The organism is Salinimicrobium flavum, assembly GCF_042684505.1.
GTDB classification, from domain to species: domain Bacteria; phylum Bacteroidota; class Bacteroidia; order Flavobacteriales; family Flavobacteriaceae; genus Salinimicrobium; species Salinimicrobium flavum.
This window is the reverse complement of sequence record NZ_JBHULT010000006.1, coordinates 36,858-56,055: the sequence shown is the minus strand read 5'-3', so window position 1 is coordinate 56,055 and position 19,198 is coordinate 36,858. Positions and strand designations below refer to the sequence as shown.

General features: G+C 42.2%; 20 protein-coding genes. 6 read left to right on the top strand and 14 right to left on the bottom strand.

Features of this window, described 5'->3' with window-relative positions:
* Window positions 1-9: 9 nt before the first annotated feature.
* Entirely contained in the window at window positions 10-552 is a 543-nt protein-coding gene (locus ACFSTG_RS03505; protein ID WP_380748522.1) for a thioredoxin family protein, read from the top strand.
* A 9-nt stretch (window positions 553-561) separates the two neighbouring features.
* Here ACFSTG_RS03505 and ACFSTG_RS03500 read toward each other — a convergent pair whose 3' ends face one another.
* The 5 genes from ACFSTG_RS03500 to surE are packed head-to-tail and all read right to left on the bottom strand — an operon-like array spanning window position 562 to window position 5,356.
* Window positions 562-2,601 carry a ComEC/Rec2 family competence protein gene (locus ACFSTG_RS03500; protein ID WP_380748520.1) on the bottom strand — a complete coding sequence of 680 codons (2,040 nt, stop codon included), beginning with the start codon at window positions 2,599-2,601 and terminating at the stop codon, window positions 562-564.
* A 29-nt stretch (window positions 2,602-2,630) separates the two neighbouring features.
* Complete coding sequence (locus tag ACFSTG_RS03495) at window positions 2,631-3,176, bottom strand: C40 family peptidase (RefSeq protein WP_380748518.1); 546 nt, start codon at window positions 3,174-3,176, stop codon at window positions 2,631-2,633.
* Window positions 3,177-4,298, bottom strand: coding sequence for a lipid-A-disaccharide synthase (gene lpxB / locus ACFSTG_RS03490; protein WP_380748516.1), 1,122 nt, complete (start codon window positions 4,296-4,298; stop codon window positions 3,177-3,179).
* 1 nt (window position 4,299) lies between these two features.
* Complete coding sequence (locus ACFSTG_RS03485; RefSeq protein ID WP_380748514.1) at window positions 4,300-4,521, bottom strand: hypothetical protein; 222 nt, start codon at window positions 4,519-4,521, stop codon at window positions 4,300-4,302.
* 52 nt (window positions 4,522-4,573) lie between these two features.
* A complete protein-coding gene (surE, locus tag ACFSTG_RS03480; RefSeq protein ID WP_380748512.1) occupies window positions 4,574-5,356 on the bottom strand; it encodes a 5'/3'-nucleotidase SurE in 783 nt (260 codons plus the stop codon).
* 144 nt (window positions 5,357-5,500) lie between these two features.
* On the opposite strand from surE, the gene ACFSTG_RS03475 reads away from it, so the two are divergent.
* The gene (locus ACFSTG_RS03475) at window positions 5,501-7,630 is read left to right on the top strand and encodes a carboxy terminal-processing peptidase (RefSeq protein WP_380748510.1); all 2,130 of its coding nucleotides are present in this window, start codon (window positions 5,501-5,503) and stop codon (window positions 7,628-7,630) included.
* 81 nt (window positions 7,631-7,711) lie between these two features.
* On the opposite strand, the gene rodA is transcribed toward ACFSTG_RS03475, so the two are convergent.
* The 6 genes from rodA to purH are packed head-to-tail and all read right to left on the bottom strand — an operon-like array spanning window position 7,712 to window position 14,762.
* Entirely contained in the window at window positions 7,712-8,962 is a 1,251-nt protein-coding gene (rodA, locus tag ACFSTG_RS03470; RefSeq protein ID WP_380748508.1) for a rod shape-determining protein RodA, read from the bottom strand.
* A 2-nt stretch (window positions 8,963-8,964) separates the two neighbouring features.
* A complete protein-coding gene (gene mrdA, locus ACFSTG_RS03465; protein WP_380748506.1) occupies window positions 8,965-10,833 on the bottom strand; it encodes a penicillin-binding protein 2 in 1,869 nt (622 codons plus the stop codon).
* Window positions 10,830-11,336, bottom strand: coding sequence for a rod shape-determining protein MreD (locus tag ACFSTG_RS03460; protein ID WP_380748504.1), 507 nt, complete (start codon window positions 11,334-11,336; stop codon window positions 10,830-10,832). The genes mrdA and ACFSTG_RS03460 overlap by 4 nt, the downstream gene beginning before the upstream one ends.
* Complete coding sequence (gene mreC, locus ACFSTG_RS03455; protein ID WP_380748502.1) at window positions 11,329-12,153, bottom strand: rod shape-determining protein MreC; 825 nt, start codon at window positions 12,151-12,153, stop codon at window positions 11,329-11,331. The genes ACFSTG_RS03460 and mreC overlap by 8 nt, the downstream gene beginning before the upstream one ends.
* A 12-nt stretch (window positions 12,154-12,165) precedes the next feature.
* Window positions 12,166-13,194, bottom strand: a complete 1,029-nt coding sequence (locus ACFSTG_RS03450; protein WP_380748500.1) for a rod shape-determining protein — start codon at window positions 13,192-13,194, stop codon at window positions 12,166-12,168.
* Between the two features lie 41 nt (window positions 13,195-13,235).
* A complete protein-coding gene (gene purH, locus ACFSTG_RS03445; protein WP_380748498.1) occupies window positions 13,236-14,762 on the bottom strand; it encodes a bifunctional phosphoribosylaminoimidazolecarboxamide formyltransferase/IMP cyclohydrolase in 1,527 nt (508 codons plus the stop codon).
* Between the two features lie 147 nt (window positions 14,763-14,909).
* On the opposite strand from purH, the gene ACFSTG_RS03440 reads away from it, so the two are divergent.
* Entirely contained in the window at window positions 14,910-16,163 is a 1,254-nt protein-coding gene (locus tag ACFSTG_RS03440) for an ABC transporter permease (RefSeq protein ID WP_380748496.1), read from the top strand.
* A 100-nt stretch (window positions 16,164-16,263) separates the two neighbouring features.
* Here the strand turns inward: ACFSTG_RS03440 and ACFSTG_RS03435 are convergent, their stop codons facing one another.
* Complete coding sequence (locus ACFSTG_RS03435; protein WP_380748494.1) at window positions 16,264-16,719, bottom strand: GAF domain-containing protein; 456 nt, start codon at window positions 16,717-16,719, stop codon at window positions 16,264-16,266.
* A gap of 89 nt (window positions 16,720-16,808) precedes the next feature.
* Between ACFSTG_RS03435 and xrtF the strand changes: the two genes are divergently transcribed.
* Both xrtF and ACFSTG_RS03425 read left to right on the top strand, forming a co-directional pair.
* Entirely contained in the window at window positions 16,809-17,354 is a 546-nt protein-coding gene (xrtF, locus tag ACFSTG_RS03430) for an exosortase family protein XrtF (RefSeq protein WP_380748492.1), read from the top strand.
* Window positions 17,351-17,785 carry an exosortase F system-associated membrane protein gene (locus tag ACFSTG_RS03425; RefSeq protein WP_380748490.1) on the top strand — a complete coding sequence of 145 codons (435 nt, stop codon included), beginning with the start codon at window positions 17,351-17,353 and terminating at the stop codon, window positions 17,783-17,785. The genes xrtF and ACFSTG_RS03425 overlap by 4 nt, the downstream gene beginning before the upstream one ends.
* On the opposite strand, the gene ACFSTG_RS03420 is transcribed toward ACFSTG_RS03425, so the two are convergent.
* Both ACFSTG_RS03420 and ACFSTG_RS03415 read right to left on the bottom strand, forming a co-directional pair.
* On the bottom strand, window positions 17,782-18,303 hold the full coding sequence (locus tag ACFSTG_RS03420) for a hypothetical protein (RefSeq protein ID WP_380748488.1): 522 nt from the start codon (window positions 18,301-18,303) through the stop codon (window positions 17,782-17,784). The two genes, ACFSTG_RS03425 and ACFSTG_RS03420, sit on opposite strands and share 4 nt — an antisense overlap.
* Before the next feature lie 78 nt (window positions 18,304-18,381).
* On the bottom strand, window positions 18,382-18,564 hold the full coding sequence (locus ACFSTG_RS03415; RefSeq protein ID WP_380750785.1) for an SHOCT domain-containing protein: 183 nt from the start codon (window positions 18,562-18,564) through the stop codon (window positions 18,382-18,384).
* Window positions 18,565-18,762: 198 nt separating this feature from the next.
* Between ACFSTG_RS03415 and ACFSTG_RS03410 the strand changes: the two genes are divergently transcribed.
* A complete protein-coding gene (locus ACFSTG_RS03410; protein ID WP_449329203.1) occupies window positions 18,763-19,164 on the top strand; it encodes an HYC_CC_PP family protein in 402 nt (133 codons plus the stop codon).
* Window positions 19,165-19,198 lie beyond the last annotated feature (34 nt).

Here is a 19,198-nt window from a genome sequence, read left to right as displayed (position 1 = left end):
AGAAAAAATATGCACAGAATTATTTTCTTGTTATTGGTGGCGGTTTTTTCCGGGAGTATAAATGCTCAGGAAATCAAGTGGATGACGATGAATGAAGCTCTTGAGGCTCAAAAAAAGGAACCCCGTAAGATCTTTATGGATGCCTATACAGAGTGGTGCGGGCCTTGTAAATTGCTTGACAGGAACACTTTTTCCAATAAGGATGTAGCCAGTTTCCTTAATGAGAACTATTATCCGGTAAAATTCAATGCAGAGGGTACAGAAAAGATCACCTATAAGGACCGAAGCTTTGAAAATCCAAACCATGATCCAAACAGGAAGGGTCGCAATAGTCAACATGATTTTGCCAGGGCAATGAAGATCACCGGATATCCAAGTCTGGTTTTCTTTGATGAAGAAGCTAATCTAATTGGTCCCATTGCCGGGTATCGCAGCCCTCACCAACTCGAGTTGTTCCTTAAATTATTTTTGGAGGAAGATTATAAAGAAATCACTACCCCCGAAGCCTTTCAGGAATATTCTAAAAATTTCAAGAACGAATTTATAGAATAACACCTAAGATCATTCTATATAAAAAGCTCCCTTTTCACCCGTATGATGAAAAGGGATTCCTTTTTTAATACAGGTGCGTTTCCAGCGGTATATGAAGGATCGAAAATTATTTCCATCTGCCAGAACAATTTGAGGTTGCAGTTCTTCGATCATTCTCTCAAGATTTATCCTTGGGGAGCCCGTAAGAAGTAAATAATCAGGTCTTTTCATTTCTCCTGAATATATTCCCGTACTATCGAGGAGGAAGAGCAGCTTATCGTTCACGGCATAGAAATTTTGAAGGTCTTTTGAGCTTATCTCTTCTGCTGCCTGCCCCACTTTATAGTTCCTTACAAGTCGTAAGGAAGCCACGTTTGTATCGTTATTATTGTACACCAGTAGTTTTTCATTTTTTAGTAAAGCCAGAACAGTGCTTCTGTGTTTATGGAAAACTAGCAGGCTTTCCTCGGAAGCTGTTACCGTTTTGAAGAGAAAAACGCTCTGCACCCCGATCACTCCTGCCAGTACAAAGATCATTTTTTTAAAACCGGGAGAATATCCGAAGAAAATCAAGGTCAGGATCAAAAAATAAAATGACCACACCTGTGATATACCGAAAGGAACATCTTCAAACAGGAACCGTTCCTGACCTGCAACCATTGCTACGAACTTATTAAGTAAGGCAATGGTGTGGCCGAAGGCCTCACCCAAAAACGCGGGAAGTTGTCCAAGTAAGGCCAGTATCGTTACCAGGATACCAAGGCTCAAAATGAACCCCAGAACAGGAAGGATCACCAGGTTGGAAAGAAAGAACAGTCCCGGAAATTGGTGAAAATAGAACAGGCCCAGTGGTAAAACCCCTACCTGGGCTGCAATGGTGGTTGTGAGAAGGCCCCAAAAATATTTCTGAAATTTCCCTTTTGTCGGGAACAGATTGTAGAGCAGAGGCTGAAGCAAAAGAATGGCCAGTACCGCAGCATAACTTAACTGGAAACCCACCTCAAAGATCCATTGCGGTCTTATAAGTATCAGAAATAACAGGGAAAGGAACAGTGAATTTACGCTGCTGCTGCGTCTTTTCATTTCTATTCCTATAGCCAGAAAGCTGAACATAGTTACTGCCCGAATGACTGAAGGTGATAATCCTGCCAGGATCGCGAAACCCCACAGGAGTAGTATTACCAGGAAAGTTCGAAGGATCTTCCCTTTTTTGAATCGTAGTAGCGGAGAGAGCACCCTGTTGAGGATGAGCAGCAGTATTCCTACGTGCAGCCCCGATACGGCCAGGATATGGATCGCACCGGCCGAAGCATAGTTATTGTAGGTTTCGGCTGAGATATCCTGTTTCTGGCCAAGTAACAGTGCCTGTACGATCGCAAGTTCCTCATGGCCTATCCTGTTTGTTCTCAAATTTTCTACGATCCTGTTCCGCCACAATTCTGCCATTGCCGGGATACCTGATCTTTTTCCGGAGATCATAATATGGTTCCCGGCTTCCAGATTAACCTGTCTTAAGATTCCACGATTTTCCATAAATCGGGCATAATTGAACTGATGCGGGTTAAGGGGAGAGGGAATTGCGGTGGTGTTTGACGACAGTAGTAATTCATCACCAACCTTAATTTTTTTTCCGGTACTGTCTTTTGGTTGCAATAAAAGGATCTTTCCGTGGGCAGGGATACCATTCACCTGACTTACTTCGGCCACATATTTCTCCCTGAAAAGATCTGGTTTGAGGATCTCCCTCACTTCCAGCCGCAGTTGCTGGCTTTCCTCATAAGAGCTTTCAGAAGCAATAAAATGGATGTAATGGGAAGCTTGATTTTGGGGTAAATGTATGGTAGTGGTGGTGAAACCTATTATAAGGAAAAGGAGGTAAGTGCTTATGCCCAAAACCGGGTCACCAAAAATGAGTTTTCGCGCTCTGAGGAAACTTAAGCTAAAAATTAATAAGCTTATCCCCAGAAGAATGAAAGCTTTGGTGACCGAAAGATCAAGATAGAATCCCGCGATGATCCCTAAAAGCAGGACCAGGGTAAACTTTATTAAAAGGGTATTTAGTAGTTTCATTATCAAGGTGGTAACACCAAGATAATAAATTATAAAATGCGGCGGGCCATTACAAAATGATCCTGCCAGTATTTTTCTTCAAGAGAAGAAATGATGACTCCGCGAGAGGTGGAAGAATGTATGAAGTAGATCCCGCCATCTTTGATCTCCACCACCAGTCCCACATGATTGATGACAGGCCGTTTTTTGTTGGTTTCGAAAAAGATAAGGTCACCAACGATAACTTCTTCCAGGTTCAACCTGTCACCAAGCAAAGACATGTCGCGGGAAGTGCGGGGCAGGTTAATATTTTCCTTTAAAAATGCAGTAAAGACCAGTCCTGAGCAGTCCATGCCTTCGCGAGTAGTTCCCCCGTATTTATAACCGGTGCCCAGGTATTCCATGGCGTGTTCTGCGATCTTTGTGACCGGAGCAATTTCTTCTTCCGCCGGGATAATTTCTTCCAGGTTTTCAGAGTTCCGTTCCTCGATTTCATTAGTGGGATACTGCGGTGCCTGCGGAAGGTTCTTTTTAGCTCCACAGGAAGCCAGTGAAACACCTAGAAGAACTAATATGACAAGTTTATAGGGGCGCATTTATTTCTCAGCAGATATTTTTTCATAGATCAACCGGGCCGTATTATCACTGGCGCCGGTTCCACCCAGTTTTTGCTCCAGTTCGTGATAATCTGAAAACACCTTTTTTCTGTGTTCTTCAGAAAGTATTTTTTCCAGTTCTTTTTTCAGGTTCTTTCGGTTAAATTCAGACTGGATAAGTTCTTTTACCACTTCACGATCCATGATGAGGTTTACAAGGGAAATATGGTCCAGCTTGATCACCCTTTTCGCAATTTCATAGGAGATGAAATTGCCTTTATAGCATACAACTTCCGGTACTTTAAAAAGAGCGGTTTCCAGCGTAGCTGTTCCTGAAGTAACCAGTGCGGCTGTAGAAATTCCCAGGACATCATAGGTCTTGTTCATCACCAAATTCACGTTCTTCTTTTTGATAAAGGGCTGGTAAAATTCAGGCTCCTGGCTGGGTGCTCCTGCGATCACGAACTGATAATCGGGGAAATCATCGGTGACGCTAAGCATGATCTCCAGCATTTTTTCGATCTCCTGTTTTCGGCTACCCGGCAACAGGGCGATTACCGGTCGTTCATCAAGGTTGTGATCTTTTTTGAATTTTCTGACATCTACCGTTGGCCGGTTTGCAATGGCATCGATCAATGGGTGGCCCACAAAATGCACCTTATAGTCGTGCTTTTTTTCGTAGAACTCCTTTTCAAACGGCAGGATCACATAGAGTTCATCAATATCCCTTCTAATATCCTTGATCCTGTTCTCCTTCCAGGCCCAGATTTGGGGAGAAACATAAAAATGGGTCTTGTAACCCTCTTTTCGGGCCCATTTGGCAATACGCAGGTTGAAGCCGGGATAATCAACAAAGATGATCACATCTGGTTCATATTTTTTGATATCTTCTTTACAAAAGGAAATATTACTCAGTATGGTTCTAAGGTTCATGATTACCTCAAAGAATCCCATAAAAGCCAGGTCCCGGTAATGTTTAACGGGTTTTCCCCCCACCTTTTGCATGAGATCACCACCCCAGAACCTGAAAGAGGAATTGGGATCAATCTCCTTGAGCGATCTCATAAGATTGGAGGCGTGAAGATCGCCTGAAGCTTCTCCGGCTATAATGTAATATTTCATATTACAGGATCTTTAAAATGGCAATTACAAGGGCTGCCAGTATGGAAGCCAGTAAAACTCCCCGTGCCCTGTATGTTTTTTCCTTTTTCAGAAATATAAAGAACGGCAGGAAATTTAGAATGGCTCCGGCTGTGATCAGCGTGCCCAAAAAATCTTTTTCTGCAGACTCTACCAGGGTATCCCTTATGGAAAGTTCAGAAAAGATCAGGATGTAAAAGAGCATACCAATCAAATTTGTGCCTATCCCCGTAATAAATCCTAAGAGTACCTCTTTTTTAATCATTGAACTCCCAGGTATTTAATTCCTGCAGGAACTGGTGTGCCGTAAGATCGAACTGAACAGGAACCACAGACACATATCCCTGGGAAAGTGCATGTTCGTCGCTGTCTTCCCCTTCATCTTCATTCACAAATCTACCCGAAAGCCAGTAGTAGTCCCTGCCCTGCGGATTGGTTCTTTTGTCAAATTCCTCCTCCCAGCGGGCATTGGCTTGTCTGCATATCCTGATCCCTTTGATCTCCGATTCTTTTAACTTCGGAAGGTTTACGTTCAGCACCACGCCTTTAGGCAATCCATGTTTTAAAACATTTTTAGTGATCCTTTTTACGTATTTTTTCGTGGGTTCAAAATCGGCATTAAGAGAATAATCCAGCAGGGAAAATCCTATTGCCGGAATTCCTTCTATTCCTGCCTCTACTGCAGCACTCATGGTACCTGAGTAGATCACATTGATGGAGGAGTTAGAGCCGTGGTTGATACCGCTAACACAAAGATCTGGTTTGCGGTGCAGGATCTCCTGGGTGGCGATCTTTACACAATCTGCAGGGGTCCCTGAGCAGCTGTATTCTTTATGTTTATAAGTTTCCTTGACGGTGATCTGGTCGCAGAAAAGGGTGTCACTTATGGTGATGGCATGTCCCATTCCGCTCTGCGGACTGTCGGGAGCCACAACGATCACATCTCCTAACTGTTTCATTACTTCTATAAGGGCTCTTATTCCGGGAGCGGTGATCCCGTCATCATTTGTAACTAAAATAAGAGGTTTTTCCTGAGACATTTGTGAAAATTTTATGGACGCTAAAATAAAGTAATTTCCTGAGGAAAGCGTTATATTCGTAGTTTAACAAATTAGCTCTTCCCTGTTACAACTTGGCATAGTTTTTAATGTATTTTAATACAAATGATGAAAATACAAAGCATAATGAGAAGGAATTATAAATTACTGGTGCTGGTCTTGCTCTTTGCTGCAGCCTCATGCAGCTTTACCACTAAAACATTCGATGATCCAAATAAGGATAAGACCTTAATTGAATTGATAACATACGTTCTTGAAAACGGGCATTATGATGCCAAAGACCTGAATGACTCTTTTTCCAAAGAAGTTTATAAAGATTACCTGGAAGGGATAGATCCTTTGAAAAGATATTTTTATGCCAGTGATATTGAAGAATTCTCTCAATATGAAGATAAGTTAGATGACCAGATCAAAAACAGCGACATCAGCTTTTTTGATATCACCCATGAGCGAATGGTCCAGAGAATGACCGAAGCACAGGATTTGTATAAGGAGATCCTTTCTCAGCCTTTTGATTTCTCCAAAAAGGAAACTTTTGATACCAATTACGACGAGCATCCATATGCTTCGTCAAAAGAAGAAATGAAGGAGCGATGGAGAAAACAGCTTAAATTTTCTGCGATTGCAAATTTCTACGACAAGAAGAAAGAACAAAAATTAGCTCTCGAGAATGATCCAGATCACGAAATTAAGACCGATGCCGAACTTGAAGAAGAGGCCAGGGAACTAACTAAGTCATCTATGGAAGAATATTTCGATTTCAATGACGACCTGGAAAGAAGGGACTGGTTCTCACTTTATGTGAATGCCATAGTAGAAGAATTCGATCCCCATACTTTTTATTTCGCTCCCCAGGACAAAGATCGCTTTGATATGGCTATGAGCGGAAAGCTCGAAGGTATAGGAGCAAGGCTTCAGAAAAAGAACGATAACGTAAAGATCGTGGAGATCATCTCGGGAGGTCCTGCATGGAGAGGTGAAGAAGTAGAAGTTGGTGACGAGATCCTGAAAGTGAAGCAGGAAGATGAGAAAGAGGCAGTAAGCGTAGTTGGAATGCGTCTTGATGATGCAGTAAGCCTTATTAAAGGGCCAAAAGGAACGAAAGTTACCCTCACCCTCAGAAAAGTTGACGGCACCCTGAAGGATGTCCAGATCGTTCGTGATGTAGTTGAGATTGAGGAAACCTACGCCAAAACTGCCGTGGTAAATAAAAATGACAGAACCTACGGTGTGATAAACCTTCCCAAGTTCTATTTCGACATGGAAAATTATTCTGAAAGAAATGCCGCTTCAGATGTTAAAAATGAAATCGTTAGATTAAAAGAACAAGGGATGGAAGGCCTGGTGATCGACCTTAGAAATAACGGTGGTGGATCTTTAAAAACAGTGGTTGATATTGCAGGACTGTTCATAAAAGAAGGGCCAATAGTTCAGGTAAAATCCAAACTGGAGGGACAGGAAATATTAAAGGATACAGATCCTTCTGTGTTATGGGACGGGCCTTTAGTGATCCTGGTAAATGAACTTTCAGCTTCGGCTTCAGAAATACTGGCAGCAGCAATGCAGGATTATAAACGAGCTATTATTATTGGTAGTAAACAAACCTATGGAAAAGGGACCGTACAGAATGTACTTGACCTTAACCGGTGGGTAAGAAATAACGATCTTGGAGACCTTGGAGCTCTTAAGATCACCACGCAGAAGTTTTACCGTGTGAATGGAGGTTCTACCCAATTGGAAGGAGTGAAAAGTGATGTGGTGGTGCCGGACAGATATAGTTATATTGATATAGGAGAAAAAGATCAGGAGAACCCACTTCCATGGGATCAGATAGAAGCAGCCAGTTATACCGTTTGGGATGGTTATATAGATTTTGAAGAAACTCTTTCCAGTAGCAAGGAAAGAATGGCTCAAAATGACCATTTGAAGCTCATCCAGGAAAATGCAGAATGGATAAGGGATCAAAGGAATGACACTTCTTTCCCGTTAAGCTATGTTGAATATGAGGCTGAAATGTCCAGGAATGAGGAGCAGGCAAAGAGATTCAACAAGATCTCAGAATACGAATCAAACCTTTCTTATCTTTCTCTTCCTTATGAAGAAGAGTTATTCGAAACAGACACCGTGCTGGCTGAGAAGAGGATGAGATGGCATGAAAACCTCAGCAGTGATGTTTACATGGAGGAAGCAGTAAATGTCCTTGAAGATATGAAAATGAACAATATTAAAAAGAGCGGGGTTGCATTGAAAAAATAATCCTTACTTAACCAATAAAAACCTTCTGTTTAACCGGAAGGTTTTTTATGCGCTGTCCAAAGATATAATTAAGATATCACGCTACCAGAGAGAAAGTCTTTCAGCATCCAGTTTGATGAATATGAAGAGCAGGATAGTGAATCCCCAAAGACCTGAACCTCCATAGCTGAAGAAGGGCAACGGAATTCCCACCGTGGGAAAAATCCCTATTACCATCCCGATGTTCACAAAGAAATGTACAAAAAGGATCCCTGCAACACTATAACCATACACCCGGTTAAACTGGGATTTCTGCCGTTCGGCAAGGTGAACTATGCGCAGCATCAAAAAAATGAAAAGCAAGAGCACTACGGTGCTTCCCACAAAGCCCCATTCTTCACCCACCGTACTGAAGATGTAATCTGTATGTTGCTCTGGAACAAAATTTCCTTTGGTCTGGGTCCCTTCTGTCCAGCCTTTTCCAAACCAGTTTCCACTGCCTACGGCTATCTCACTTTGGTTGGTATTATACCCAATACCCCGGTTGTCAACCTCTTTTCCCAAAACAATATTGAACCGGTCACGGTGACGCTGTTCAAAAATGTTCTCAAAGATATAGTCCACAGAAAAGGAAATGGCAACGGCCACCAGGAGTATGCTCAGATATGCTATAATTCCAGGTCTTTTCTTCTTCCTGAAGAAATAGAAGAGAAGTACCACCAGTAATGCACCACCTGAAACCCAGTATGGACCAAATACAAGCGTAAGCACAAAGACAAGGATACCCAGAGTTCCGGCTATTAAATAAACCCCGGAGAGGCCTTCCCTGTAAAGCGGAAAGAAAAAGGCAGCATAGACCATGGCGCTTCCGGCATCGGGCTGGGGTAAAATAATAAGGGCTGGAAGGGCGATGATCACAAAAGCCTTAAACTGATCGCTCAATTTTTTAATATTGGTTTGAATATCGCTCACAAATTTGGCCAGCGCCAGTGCTGTGGCAACTTTGGCAAATTCAGCAGGCTGAATGGTGAACCCCCCAATTGCATACCAGGAGGTGGCCCCGTTGATGGTCTTTCCGAAGAAAAACAGGCCCAGGATACTTATAAGGGCAAAGAGGTAAATCACACTGGAAAAACGTTCATAGAATTTTGCTTCAATGGAAAGCAGAATGACTATAAGAAAAACGCTCAACATGATCCATAGCATCTGTTTCCCGTAGATCTGGTCCAGATCAAAGAAGGAGGTGGCAGTATCGTCCAGAGAAGCTGAATATATATTTACCCAGCCAATCATAACCAATAAAAAATAGATAAGGATACTTAGCCAATCAAATTGGGAAATGGTTTTGGACATTCCTATTGGTTAATTTTAAAAGGTTCTCCGCTTAGCGGTTTGGCATATTCGTCTTCCAGACTGTGGCTCATGATCCAGTCTTCCATATCTGTTCTGGTGATCTCGCCTTTCAGATATTTTTCTATCATAAGACCGGCTATTCTCCCTGCATACCTTCCTCCCCAGTATCCATTCTCCACAAAAACGGCCATAGCGATCTTTGGATTTTCAACAGGGGCAAAGGCTATAAATATGGAATGGTCGGTCAACTGTACCCGCTTCCCGTCTATCTTCGTGAAGTTCTCTGCAGTACCTGTTTTTCCCGCTATTTCAATCCCGGGGATCCTCAATGCCGAAGCCGTACCGCTTTTATAAACCTGATGCATGCCTTCTATTACAGGGTCAAAATGCCTTGCGTCGATGGTGGTTTGCTTCTTTACGGTGAATTCTTCGTCTTTTATAGGCATCCCGTCAATTTCCTTAAGAATGTGAGGGGTGTAGAACCAGCCTTTGTTGGCTATGGCTGCTGTCATATTAGCCAGCTGGATAGGGGTCATTAAAACCTCTCCCTGGCCAATAGCATTGGAAAGTGTAGCCGTTGAGAACCACTTATAGGTTGGATACTTATAAATCTTGTTATAATATTCTGAAGTGGGAATCTTACCCGGTCTGCCGGTGGAAAGATCAGACCCTAAATAATTTCCCAGGCCAAAACTGGCCAAATGATTGGCCCATGCATCCACGCCTTTTTGAGGAGTAGGATATTTTTCGATCACTCTGCGGTAAACATTTGCGAAATAGGCGTTACAGGATTGCGCTATCCCAGGAATCATGTTTAACGGACTTGGGTGAGCGTGACACCCCATTTTCCGCCCACGCCCGTAGAAGTAACCTAACTGACAGGAAAACCGGTCTTCTGTGTCAACGACCCCTTCCTGCAGGGCAATGAGGGCATTGATGGTCTTAAAAGGCGATCCCGGAGGATATTCGGCCAAAAGGCTTCGGTTATATAACGGGTTGGCTATAGAGTCGTAGTATAATTCAGTGTAATTCGCTGACCTTTTTCTTCCTACCAGTTCTGCAGGATCATAAAAAGGTGCAGTCACCAATGCCAGGATCTCTCCTGTAGCCGGTTCAATGGCCACAATACCACCCCTTTTGTTCTTCATAAGGATTTCTCCGTAAGCCTGCAACTCTGCATCGATGGTGATGGTAAGGTCTTTTCCTTTTCTAGGAAGAGTATCAAAGACACCCCCTTTATAAGGTCCTATATCCCTGTTGAAACGGTCTTTTTGAATGTATTTCACCCCCTTAACTCCACGCAATTCTTCCTCGTAAAATCCTTCGATGCCGGTATTGCCTATAAGGTCTCCGGAAAGGTAATAAGGATCTTCTTTAACCTTGCGTTGATTTACTTCAGAAATAAAACCCAACAAACTGGCACCGTGTTCGGTGTAATAATCTCTGAGGGAGCGTTTTTGAATATAAAAACCCTCATATTTCCTCATTTTTTCCTGCAGGTAGGCATACTCACTTTTTGTAAGTTGAGGTACCACTACCGAGGGAAGGCGGGGAGAATAGATTTTTGCCTTGTCCAGGCGATTTACGAGCTGATCTGGGGTAAGGCTAAGTATTTTGCAAAACTCGGTAGTGTCAAACGGCTTAACATTTCGTGGAATGACCATAACGTCATAAGAAGGCTGGTTGGATACCATCAGATCTCCGTTACGATCAAAAATGAATCCTCGCTGCGGATAATCATAAACCACCTTGATCGCATTGTTTTCTGACAGTCCGGTAAAAGAATCATCCAGAATTTGCAGGTAGAATAAGCGTGCGACAAAAATGAGCCCCGAGATAATAATTATTATGTACAGTAATATCCTTCTCATTTCGATCTTCTGTTAAATAATGCCAGCGTAAGAAACACCAGAATTATTGTGAACAAACCTGAAAAAAAAGTTTTTTTGAGAAGTAACAACAAATGTTCAAAATTGAAAAATTCAAGCAAAAATAAAATAAAGTGATGCACCAGCACCAGGATGGTCACATAACTTATCCTGGATCCCGGAGGAGTGCTTGAAAATTTTATCGTTTGATAATCATAGCTTACCCCAAAAGAGAACCTTAAGAGCACGGGCCTTATGTATGCTGCCACCAAACAGGCTGCCGCATTGATCCCCCCGCTGTCTTCAAAAATATCGACCCCCAGCCCCAAAAGAAAGCTGAGGAATAAAAAGAGAGTCTGATTTGAATTAAAAGGGTACAGGATTATAAATAAAATGTAGAGGTAAGGATTGATATACCCCATAAAATTAATATTGTTTAGGAGCAGAACCTGCAGTAAAAGCAGGAATATGAACCTGAAGGTATTTGAGATCACTTCATTATTCATCCCTGGTAAGATTTTGCAGTTCCCTTATCTCTCCTTGTTGGGTATTTTCAATAATATACACATATCCAATATTGGTCATATCATTGAAGAGGGAAATATTAATGGTGTAGTAGCTCTCACTGGGATCCAGTTCAAAATGGGAAACCCTTCCAATGTCAATTCCTTTAGGGAAGATTAAGGAGCGGCCTCCGGTGATGATCGTATCCCCTTCAGATACCTTTGCAATGGCAGGGACATCTGTGAGCTGTACCATATTAGGATCTTCCCCATTCCACACAAGAGTCCCAAAATGGTTGGATTTCTTCAACTGCGCATTGATTTTGGAATTGGAATTCAGAATAGAGATAACAGTTGAATAATTAGGAGATACATTCTCTACGATCCCTACTATTCCCTTGCTGGTTATAACCCCCATATCTCTTTCTATTCCATCCCTGGAGCCGCTTTTGATGGTAAGGTAATTATCAACCTTTGCGTAATTGTTATTGATAACTTCTGAAGCTCTGAAAATGTAATTTCCGCTACCAATTGAATCTGTATAATCCTTTATTTCAAGAGTATCTTCAAAAGTAGCTAAACGGGTTCGCAGCCGCTGGTTCTCTTCCAGCAAACGTAGATTATACTGTTCCAGGTTGAAATAGGTGTTTATATTACTGGTCCAGCTGTAGATGCCGCCGCTCAAGAAATTGGCTGAACTAATGAATTTACTTTTTTGATAAGAATGGGACTGAATGGTTAGGAACAGGGAAACACAGAGCAGCAACAGGAATAGAATATTGTTCTTATTCCGAATAAGAAAATTAATTATTTGCTGCATAAGTTACTCCTCCTACTTTATCAAGATACTCTTGTAACGATGAAGAGTCTTGAGGCAAATTCCCGTTCCTCTTACTACAGCCCGCAAAGGATCTTCTGCAATGTATACAGGCAGATCTGTCTTTTGAGACAATCTTTTGTCAAGTCCTCTCAGCATTGAACCACCACCGGCCAGGTAAATCCCTGTATTGTATATGTCGGCAGCCAATTCAGGTGGAGTTTGGGAAAGGGTTTCCATCACCGCATCTTCTATCCTAAGGATTGATTTGTCAAGAGCTTTCGCGATCTCACGGTATGAGATATTGACCTGTTTTGGTTTCCCGGTCAAAAGATCCCTTCCCTGTACGTTCATCTCTTCCGGCGGCACCTCCAGATCTTCGGTGGCCGCACCTATCTGTATTTTAATTTTTTCCGCAGTGCGTTCCCCTACATAGAGGTTGTGCTGCGTACGCATGTAATAAACTATATCATTGGTGAATACGTCCCCCGCAATTTTCACAGATTTGTCACAAACGATCCCTCCAAGAGCGATCACCGCGATCTCTGTAGTACCACCACCTATATCTACGATCATGTTACCTTTTGGTTGCATGATATCGACGCCGATACCAATAGCCGCGGCCATTGGTTCATGGATTAGGTAAACTTCCTTACCGTTCACCCTTTCTGCACTCTCTTTTACAGCCCGCATCTCCACTTCTGTAATCCCCGAAGGTATGCAGATCACCATACGAAGAGCAGGAGTGAACATTTTCTTTTTAAGTGCAGGAATCTCTTTGATGAACATGGTGAGCATTTTTTCACTCGCATCAAAATCTGCGATAACCCCGTCTTTAAGAGGGCGAATGGTCTTTATGTTCTCATGGGTCTTTCCCTGCATCATGGCTGCTTCCTTCCCTACTGCGATGATCTTTCCCGTTGTACGGTGTCTCGCAACAATGGAAGGGCTATCAACAACTACTTTGTCATTATGTATGATGAGCGTGTTTGCAGTTCCTAAATCTATAGCTATTTCTTCAGTGAGAAAATCGAAAAATCCCATGTTAAGTCAATTAAAATTGAGGTTCGGTAAATGTAATAAAATTAATGTTTAAAATGCCTTGTACCTGTCATCACCATGGCAAGATTATGCTCGTTACAATAATCAATGCTCAGCTGGTCCTTGATCGAGCCACCTGGTTGAATTACCGTAGTAATTCCTGCATTATCTGCGATCTCCACACAATCTGGAAAAGGGAAAAAAGCATCACTGGCCATGGCCGCACCTTTAAGGTCAAAATCAAAGGATCTGGCCTTGTCAATACTTTGTCGTAGGGCATCTACTCTTGAAGTTTGCCCAGTGCCGCTTGCAAGTAATTGATGGTCTTTTACCAGGACAATGGTGTTTGATTTGGTGTGCTTGCAAATTTTAGATGCAAACAACAAATCACTTAACTCCTTCTCAGAGGGTTTATTGTTGGTCGCAAAGGTTAAATCCTCTTTTGTGTCTGTTTTAAAATCCTTGTCCTGAACCAAAATTCCGTTCAAGCAGGTGCGCACCAGTTTATTGGGCAGGGCAGATTCTTTTTGCACCAATAATACCCTGTTCTTTTTACCCATCAGGAGCTCCAAAGCTTCTTCGGTATAAGCCGGGGCAATGACCACCTCACAGAACAATTTATGGATCTCTTCTGCTGTTGGTTTGTCTATTTCTGAATTACTGATCAAAATTCCACCAAAAGCTGAAACCGGGTCTCCGGCCAAAGCATCATTGTAGGCCTCAAGAATGGTTTCCCTCTGGGAAAGTCCGCAGGCATTATTGTGTTTCAGGATGGCAAAGGTGGGCGCTTCATTCCTGAATTCGTTCATCAGGTTTACTGCGGCATCTACATCGAGCAGGTTGTTATAGGATAATTCCTTTCCATGAAGCTTATCAAACATGGCTTCAAAATTTCCGAAGAAATAACCTTTTTGATGCGGGTTTTCCCCGTAACGCAATTCCTGGCCGGTGGTAAAACTCTGTTTGAATACCGTTTCCTCTTCATTAAAATAATTGAAGATGGCCGTGTCATAATGAGAAGAGACATTAAAAGCCTTGGCCGCAAACCTCTTGCGGTCGGCAAGGGTAGTAGCCCCATTTCCTTGTTTAAGCAGGTCCAAAACTTCTGAATAATCCTCAACTGAAGAAACACAAAGTACATCCCTGAAATTCTTGGCTGCAGCCCTGATAAGGGAAATACCACCAATATCTATTTTTTCAATAATTTCCTCATCAGGAGCACCAGAGGCTACTGTCTTTTCAAAAGGGTAAAGGTCAACAATTACAATATCAATCTGCGGGATCTCATATTGTTCGAGCTCAGCCCGGTCCTGTTCATTTTCTGAGCGGTTGAGGATCCCTCCAAAAACCTTTGGATGAAGAGTCTTCACCCTGCCTCCAAGAATGGAAGGGTATGAGGTAACATCTTCAACGGGCACCACATTAATGCCAAGGTCTTTTATGAATTTCTCAGTTCCTCCTGTTGAATAGATCGTAATTCCCAGTTCATCCATCTTTTTGACGACCGGCGCAAGGCCCTCTTTGTCAAAAACAGAAATTAATGCGGATTTTGCCGATTTTAAGTTGCTCATTGTGTTGGTTTTGGTAAGGTTGCAAAAGTAACTATTTAGCTATAAAATAAGAATCCTGTGGTCTTTATTTGTAAATAAATTTTGTAACGAAATCGGCTACTTCTCGTCTTATGGGGTAAGGCCGGTAAAAGAAGGTCTTTTTGTGCTATGTTGATATACCTGAGGGTGCTTAAGGAGAGTTTTTATTTCGCGGTCAATGCACTGAGGAATAATAAATTGCGCACCATGCTATCCCTGCTGGGGGTGACCATTGGTATCTTTTCCATAATCGCCGTTCTGGCTGCTGTAGACTCTTTGGAAAAAGAAATAAAAGGGAGTTTAAGCTCCCTGGATAACAGTACCATTATCGTGACCAGGTTCTCTTTTGGCCCTACGGAAGTTCCGCAGTGGAAAAGACAACAGTTTCCAGATGTTACTTACGAAGAGTATGAATTGCTGAGCCGAAATATTGCTGATGCCGAGGCCGTTTCCTATGTGCTTAATGTTCCCTCAGAATCCATAAAATATACAGATAAAACGGCTTCCAATGTCGGTATTGCCGCTGTCTCGGCAGAATATTATGATATTGAAGCCCTGCAGATCGCTAAGGGACGGTTCTATAACCAGGCAGAGTCAGTTAGAGGGGCACCGGTCATTGTGCTTGGGCATGATGTAGCCGAGAATCTTTTTCAGGGTGGTGAACCGCTGGGGAAAGAGGTTAGATTGTACGGTCGTAAATTTACGGTGATAGGGGTCATCGAAAAAATGGGGGCAGGCATCTTCGGCGGAAGCCATGACAGCAACGCCTTCGTTCCCGTGAACCTGGTGCGCCGTATTTATGGAAGCAGCAGCCGGGCAACCTTCCCGCAGATCGTGATCAAACCCGAATCTGATGTTGATAATGCCGAATTCGTCGCTATGCTCACCCAACAGCTACGTAATTACCGTGGATTGAAAAGAGAGGATATCGATAACTTTTTTGTCAACCAATTGCAGGGACTTACAGATTTCATTGACAATATGACCGGACAAATGAATATGATAGGCCTTATAATAAGCGGTTTTTCCCTGCTGGTAGGAGGTTTTGGAATAGCGAATATCATGTTCGTGAGTGTAAAAGAACGTACCAATCTTATAGGAATACAGAAATCCCTGGGTGCCAAGAACAGGTTCATATTGTTCCAGTTCCTTTTTGAAGCTGTGATCCTTGCAGTAATAGGAGGGCTTATAGGTCTATTTCTGGTGTGGATAGCTTCCCTTATAGCTACAAGTTTTACAGGAGATTTTCAATTCATACTCTCTCCCTGGAATATGTTCATAGGGACCGCTGTCTCGGCTGTTATTGGATTGATAGCTGGTATCGTTCCTGCAATCTCGGCTTCAAAACTTGATCCTGTAGAAGCGATCAGGACCGGGTATTAAATATCCCAACTCTATGTAAAACAAAGGGCGCCAAAAATATCATTTTCGGCACCCTTTGTTTTTGTATTTCTGAATCTCAACTCGTTTTGAGATAGAGGGATTAAAGAATCTCCGCTACTCTTTCATTCACAAATTCCAGGAAGCGTTCATCTTCTTCAGTAAAAGGATCGGGAGTATCAGAATCGATGTCTATCTGGCCAATATTTTCTCCGTTCTTGAACAATGGCACTACAATTTCGGCTTTTACGTGAATGCTGCAGGCTATGTAATTGTCCTGTGCTTTAACATCGGGCACTACAAAGTTTTTATTGGAGACAGCTACCTGTCCGCAGATCCCTTTTCCGAAGGGAATGATGGTATGATCTGTAGGTTCCCCTGCAAAAGGCCCCAGTTTAAGCTCGTTCCTGTCCCCGTTCTTGAAATAGAAACCAACCCAGGTATAATAGGGGATCTCTGCTTTTAATAGTTCACATATTTCCTTAAGACGCAATTCTACCGGTGCTTCCTGCGCCTGTACTATTTTTTCAACTTCTGTTCTAAGCTTGTTAAAAGACATACCATTTTTGTTTTGTGCAAAAGTATTTAAAAATTCTTCGAGCTCGTACTTGTTAATTTCAATACTTTTGAAAAAACCTTCTGCCTGAATTGCTGCAACTTGTCCAAAAATATTCCTCGGTAATACGATTTATTTTTACCTTTTTAGGAACTTACCTGCTCCTGGCTTTGCTGTACAATTTGTACTTGCAGAACTTTACTTCCGATGAATATTACCCAGATTACCTTACGCATCTGGTCGCCCTGCAAAGTGAAGCTATGGTCTCTGCAATGGGATATAATGTAGAGATAAGGTCAGGTTTTCCCGAAGCGACCATGCACTTAATGGTGAACGGAGAATTCGTGGCCAGGATCATTGAAGGTTGCAATGCTGCGAGTATTATTATTCTCTTTATCTCCTTCATGCTGGCCTTTTTGGGAAAATGGAAGGCAACCCTGTTGTATACCTTTGCCGGCTCAGTTATTATTTATGTAACCAACATCTTCCGGATAGGATTAATGGCCGTAGGGATCTATGAATATCCTGAATACGCTCATTTTTTACATACCATAGCCTTCCCCCTGGTGATTTACGGGGCTGTATTTCTATTGTGGGTGGTATGGATCATTATTTACTCTAAACAAATTAAAACATGAAACCTCTGGTCAGGGTCGCGATCATTTTATTCCTGGTGGGTGTCCTGGCACTCATAAGACTGTATGAATATGATCTTTTTTATGATCCTTTTATGTACTTTTTTGAAATAGCTGTTACGGGAAAGGACCTGAATGTGCCGTCATATATGTATTTCAACCTGTTTGTGCGTTTCCTGTTAAACACGGGAATTTCCCTTCTTATACTGCAGGTGGCTTTTCACAACAGGGGGATCATCAAATTTGCAACAGGGATCTACCTTGCCTTCTTTCTTGCTTTTTTCCCAATATTCATATTCCTCATGCACAGGGTACAGCCAGATGATTACCTGGCGGCTTTTCATGTTAGGCGATTCCTTGCACACCCGGTTCTGGTGCTTATCCTGTTGCCGGCGTTCTATTATTACAGATTAAAACAAAAGGAGATAGGTTAATTTTTATCTCTGTATCCCCTGAACTTTAAGTTGGATGAAGAATTGCTTTGCTCCATAAGAAAATGGTATTCAAAAGAGTGGTTACCGGGATTGAATTCCCCGAAGTGGGGGTCACCTTCCTGATGCATGGTGCTAAGATGATTCATCCATTCAGAACCGGAATGCATCCTGCCCATCCCCATTCCCATTGGTTGTGAATAAGGCATGTGATACATTGCAGTAAAGTCAGAGCCTGTTAAGCACACTTTAAAAGCTTCTTCATGCTGAAAGTAATTTAACCTGAATATTGTGTCGAATTCACTGCTGTAGCAATGAACCTCTACCTCCTGGTTCCCTGTTTTTCTTATCACTGCGACCGCATCTTCGGTTTTTGCAGATATTTTTGAAGGCCCGTCCACGGTACTAAGGGTTCCGTAATAGGTTCCCTCGATCTGGTATGGAGCTGGTTCATCCGTTTCACAGGAAAACAGAAAAAGGATCAGGGAAAAAAATGCAAGAAAGTTTGTGAAATTTTTCATGGCGAACTGTTTTTTAGAAAAATAAACAAGAAATTTTCTTTATGAAATGATTACGATCATAGGAGGCTTAATCAGGTCTCAGGATTCTAAGATTCGACGTCTCTCTTCATATTCTTCCTTTGTTATTTCTCCTTTGGCAAATCGTTCATTTAGGATGTCCAAAGCTCTGTTTTTGGAATTTTTCCGGAAGGGAAACCGATAAGGCAGAAAAAAAAGCCAGATTAAAATGACCAGCCAAATAATCCACCAGATGAAATGCATTCCCCAAAAGTTCCCATCGTGCATAATATTTGTTTTTATATAAGATTAGACACCTGTACTTTGCTGGTTGAGGGGCAATATTACACGCATTTTAAGATAGGAAATTGGTATGTTTTCAGAAATGATAAATGTCATAGTTATTGAGCAGGAAAATGAAAATTTTAAAGTAAATTAAAAAAAACATGTATCTTTGATCGCGTGAAGAAGGTTTTCCAAAAATCCGGATCTTTTTTAATGGCACTTTTAGTGCTGTTCTCTACCATGTCCTTTACCGTAGACAAGCATTTCTGCGGAAGTTACCTGGTAGATCAGGCTGTTTTCTCTGAAGCCGAAGATTGCGGAATGGAACATCCGGTTGAAGGTGGAATGACTGAAGAAGACGGCTGCCGGGACCAAAAAGTTTCTGTGGAAGGTCAGAAAGACCTCAAGATCTCCTTTCATGATCTTGATCTTCCTCAACAGGTATTCCTTGCTTCTTTCACCTATTCTTATGTGGAGTTGTTTATTGAATTGCCACCGCAATTTATTCCTTTTTCAGATTACTCTCCGCCTTTGCTCGTCATCGATTTTCAGGTCCTTCACGAGACTTTCCTTATTTGAGTTTAAATTGATTTTATTCGGCCCTGCATGCGGG

Bases quoted from the DNA above. Each gene is read 5' to 3' on its own strand.
- ACFSTG_RS03415 (WP_380750785.1), bottom strand. From the start codon at position 18,564: ATGCATTTCATCTGGTGGATTATTTGGCTGGTCATTTTAATCTGGCTT.
- lpxB (WP_380748516.1), bottom strand. From the start codon at position 4,298: ATGAAATATTACATTATAGCCGGAGAAGCTTCAGGCGATCTTCACGCC.
- ACFSTG_RS03460 (WP_380748504.1), bottom strand. From the start codon at position 11,336: ATGAATAATGAAGTGATCTCAAATACCTTCAGGTTCATATTCCTGCTT.
- ACFSTG_RS03500 (WP_380748520.1), bottom strand. From the start codon at position 2,601: ATGAAACTACTAAATACCCTTTTAATAAAGTTTACCCTGGTCCTGCTT.
- ACFSTG_RS03435 (WP_380748494.1), bottom strand. From the start codon at position 16,719: ATGTCTTTTAACAAGCTTAGAACAGAAGTTGAAAAAATAGTACAGGCG.
- ACFSTG_RS03475 (WP_380748510.1), top strand. From the start codon at position 5,501: ATGAGAAGGAATTATAAATTACTGGTGCTGGTCTTGCTCTTTGCTGCA.
- ACFSTG_RS03485 (WP_380748514.1), bottom strand. From the start codon at position 4,521: ATGCTCTTTTACATCCTGATCTTTTCTGAACTTTCCATAAGGGATACC.
- ACFSTG_RS03450 (WP_380748500.1), bottom strand. From the start codon at position 13,194: ATGGGATTTTTCGATTTTCTCACTGAAGAAATAGCTATAGATTTAGGA.
- ACFSTG_RS03425 (WP_380748490.1), top strand. From the start codon at position 17,351: ATGAAACCTCTGGTCAGGGTCGCGATCATTTTATTCCTGGTGGGTGTC.
- mreC (WP_380748502.1), bottom strand. From the start codon at position 12,153: ATGCAGCAAATAATTAATTTTCTTATTCGGAATAAGAACAATATTCTA.
- rodA (WP_380748508.1), bottom strand. From the start codon at position 8,962: ATGTCCAAAACCATTTCCCAATTTGATTGGCTAAGTATCCTTATCTAT.
- ACFSTG_RS03420 (WP_380748488.1), bottom strand. From the start codon at position 18,303: ATGAAAAATTTCACAAACTTTCTTGCATTTTTTTCCCTGATCCTTTTT.
- ACFSTG_RS03495 (WP_380748518.1), bottom strand. From the start codon at position 3,176: ATGCGCCCCTATAAACTTGTCATATTAGTTCTTCTAGGTGTTTCACTG.
- purH (WP_380748498.1), bottom strand. From the start codon at position 14,762: ATGAGCAACTTAAAATCGGCAAAATCCGCATTAATTTCTGTTTTTGAC.
- surE (WP_380748512.1), bottom strand. From the start codon at position 5,356: ATGTCTCAGGAAAAACCTCTTATTTTAGTTACAAATGATGACGGGATC.
- mrdA (WP_380748506.1), bottom strand. From the start codon at position 10,833: ATGAGAAGGATATTACTGTACATAATAATTATTATCTCGGGGCTCATT.
- ACFSTG_RS03505 (WP_380748522.1), top strand. From the start codon at position 10: ATGCACAGAATTATTTTCTTGTTATTGGTGGCGGTTTTTTCCGGGAGT.
- ACFSTG_RS03440 (WP_380748496.1), top strand. From the start codon at position 14,910: ATGTTGATATACCTGAGGGTGCTTAAGGAGAGTTTTTATTTCGCGGTC.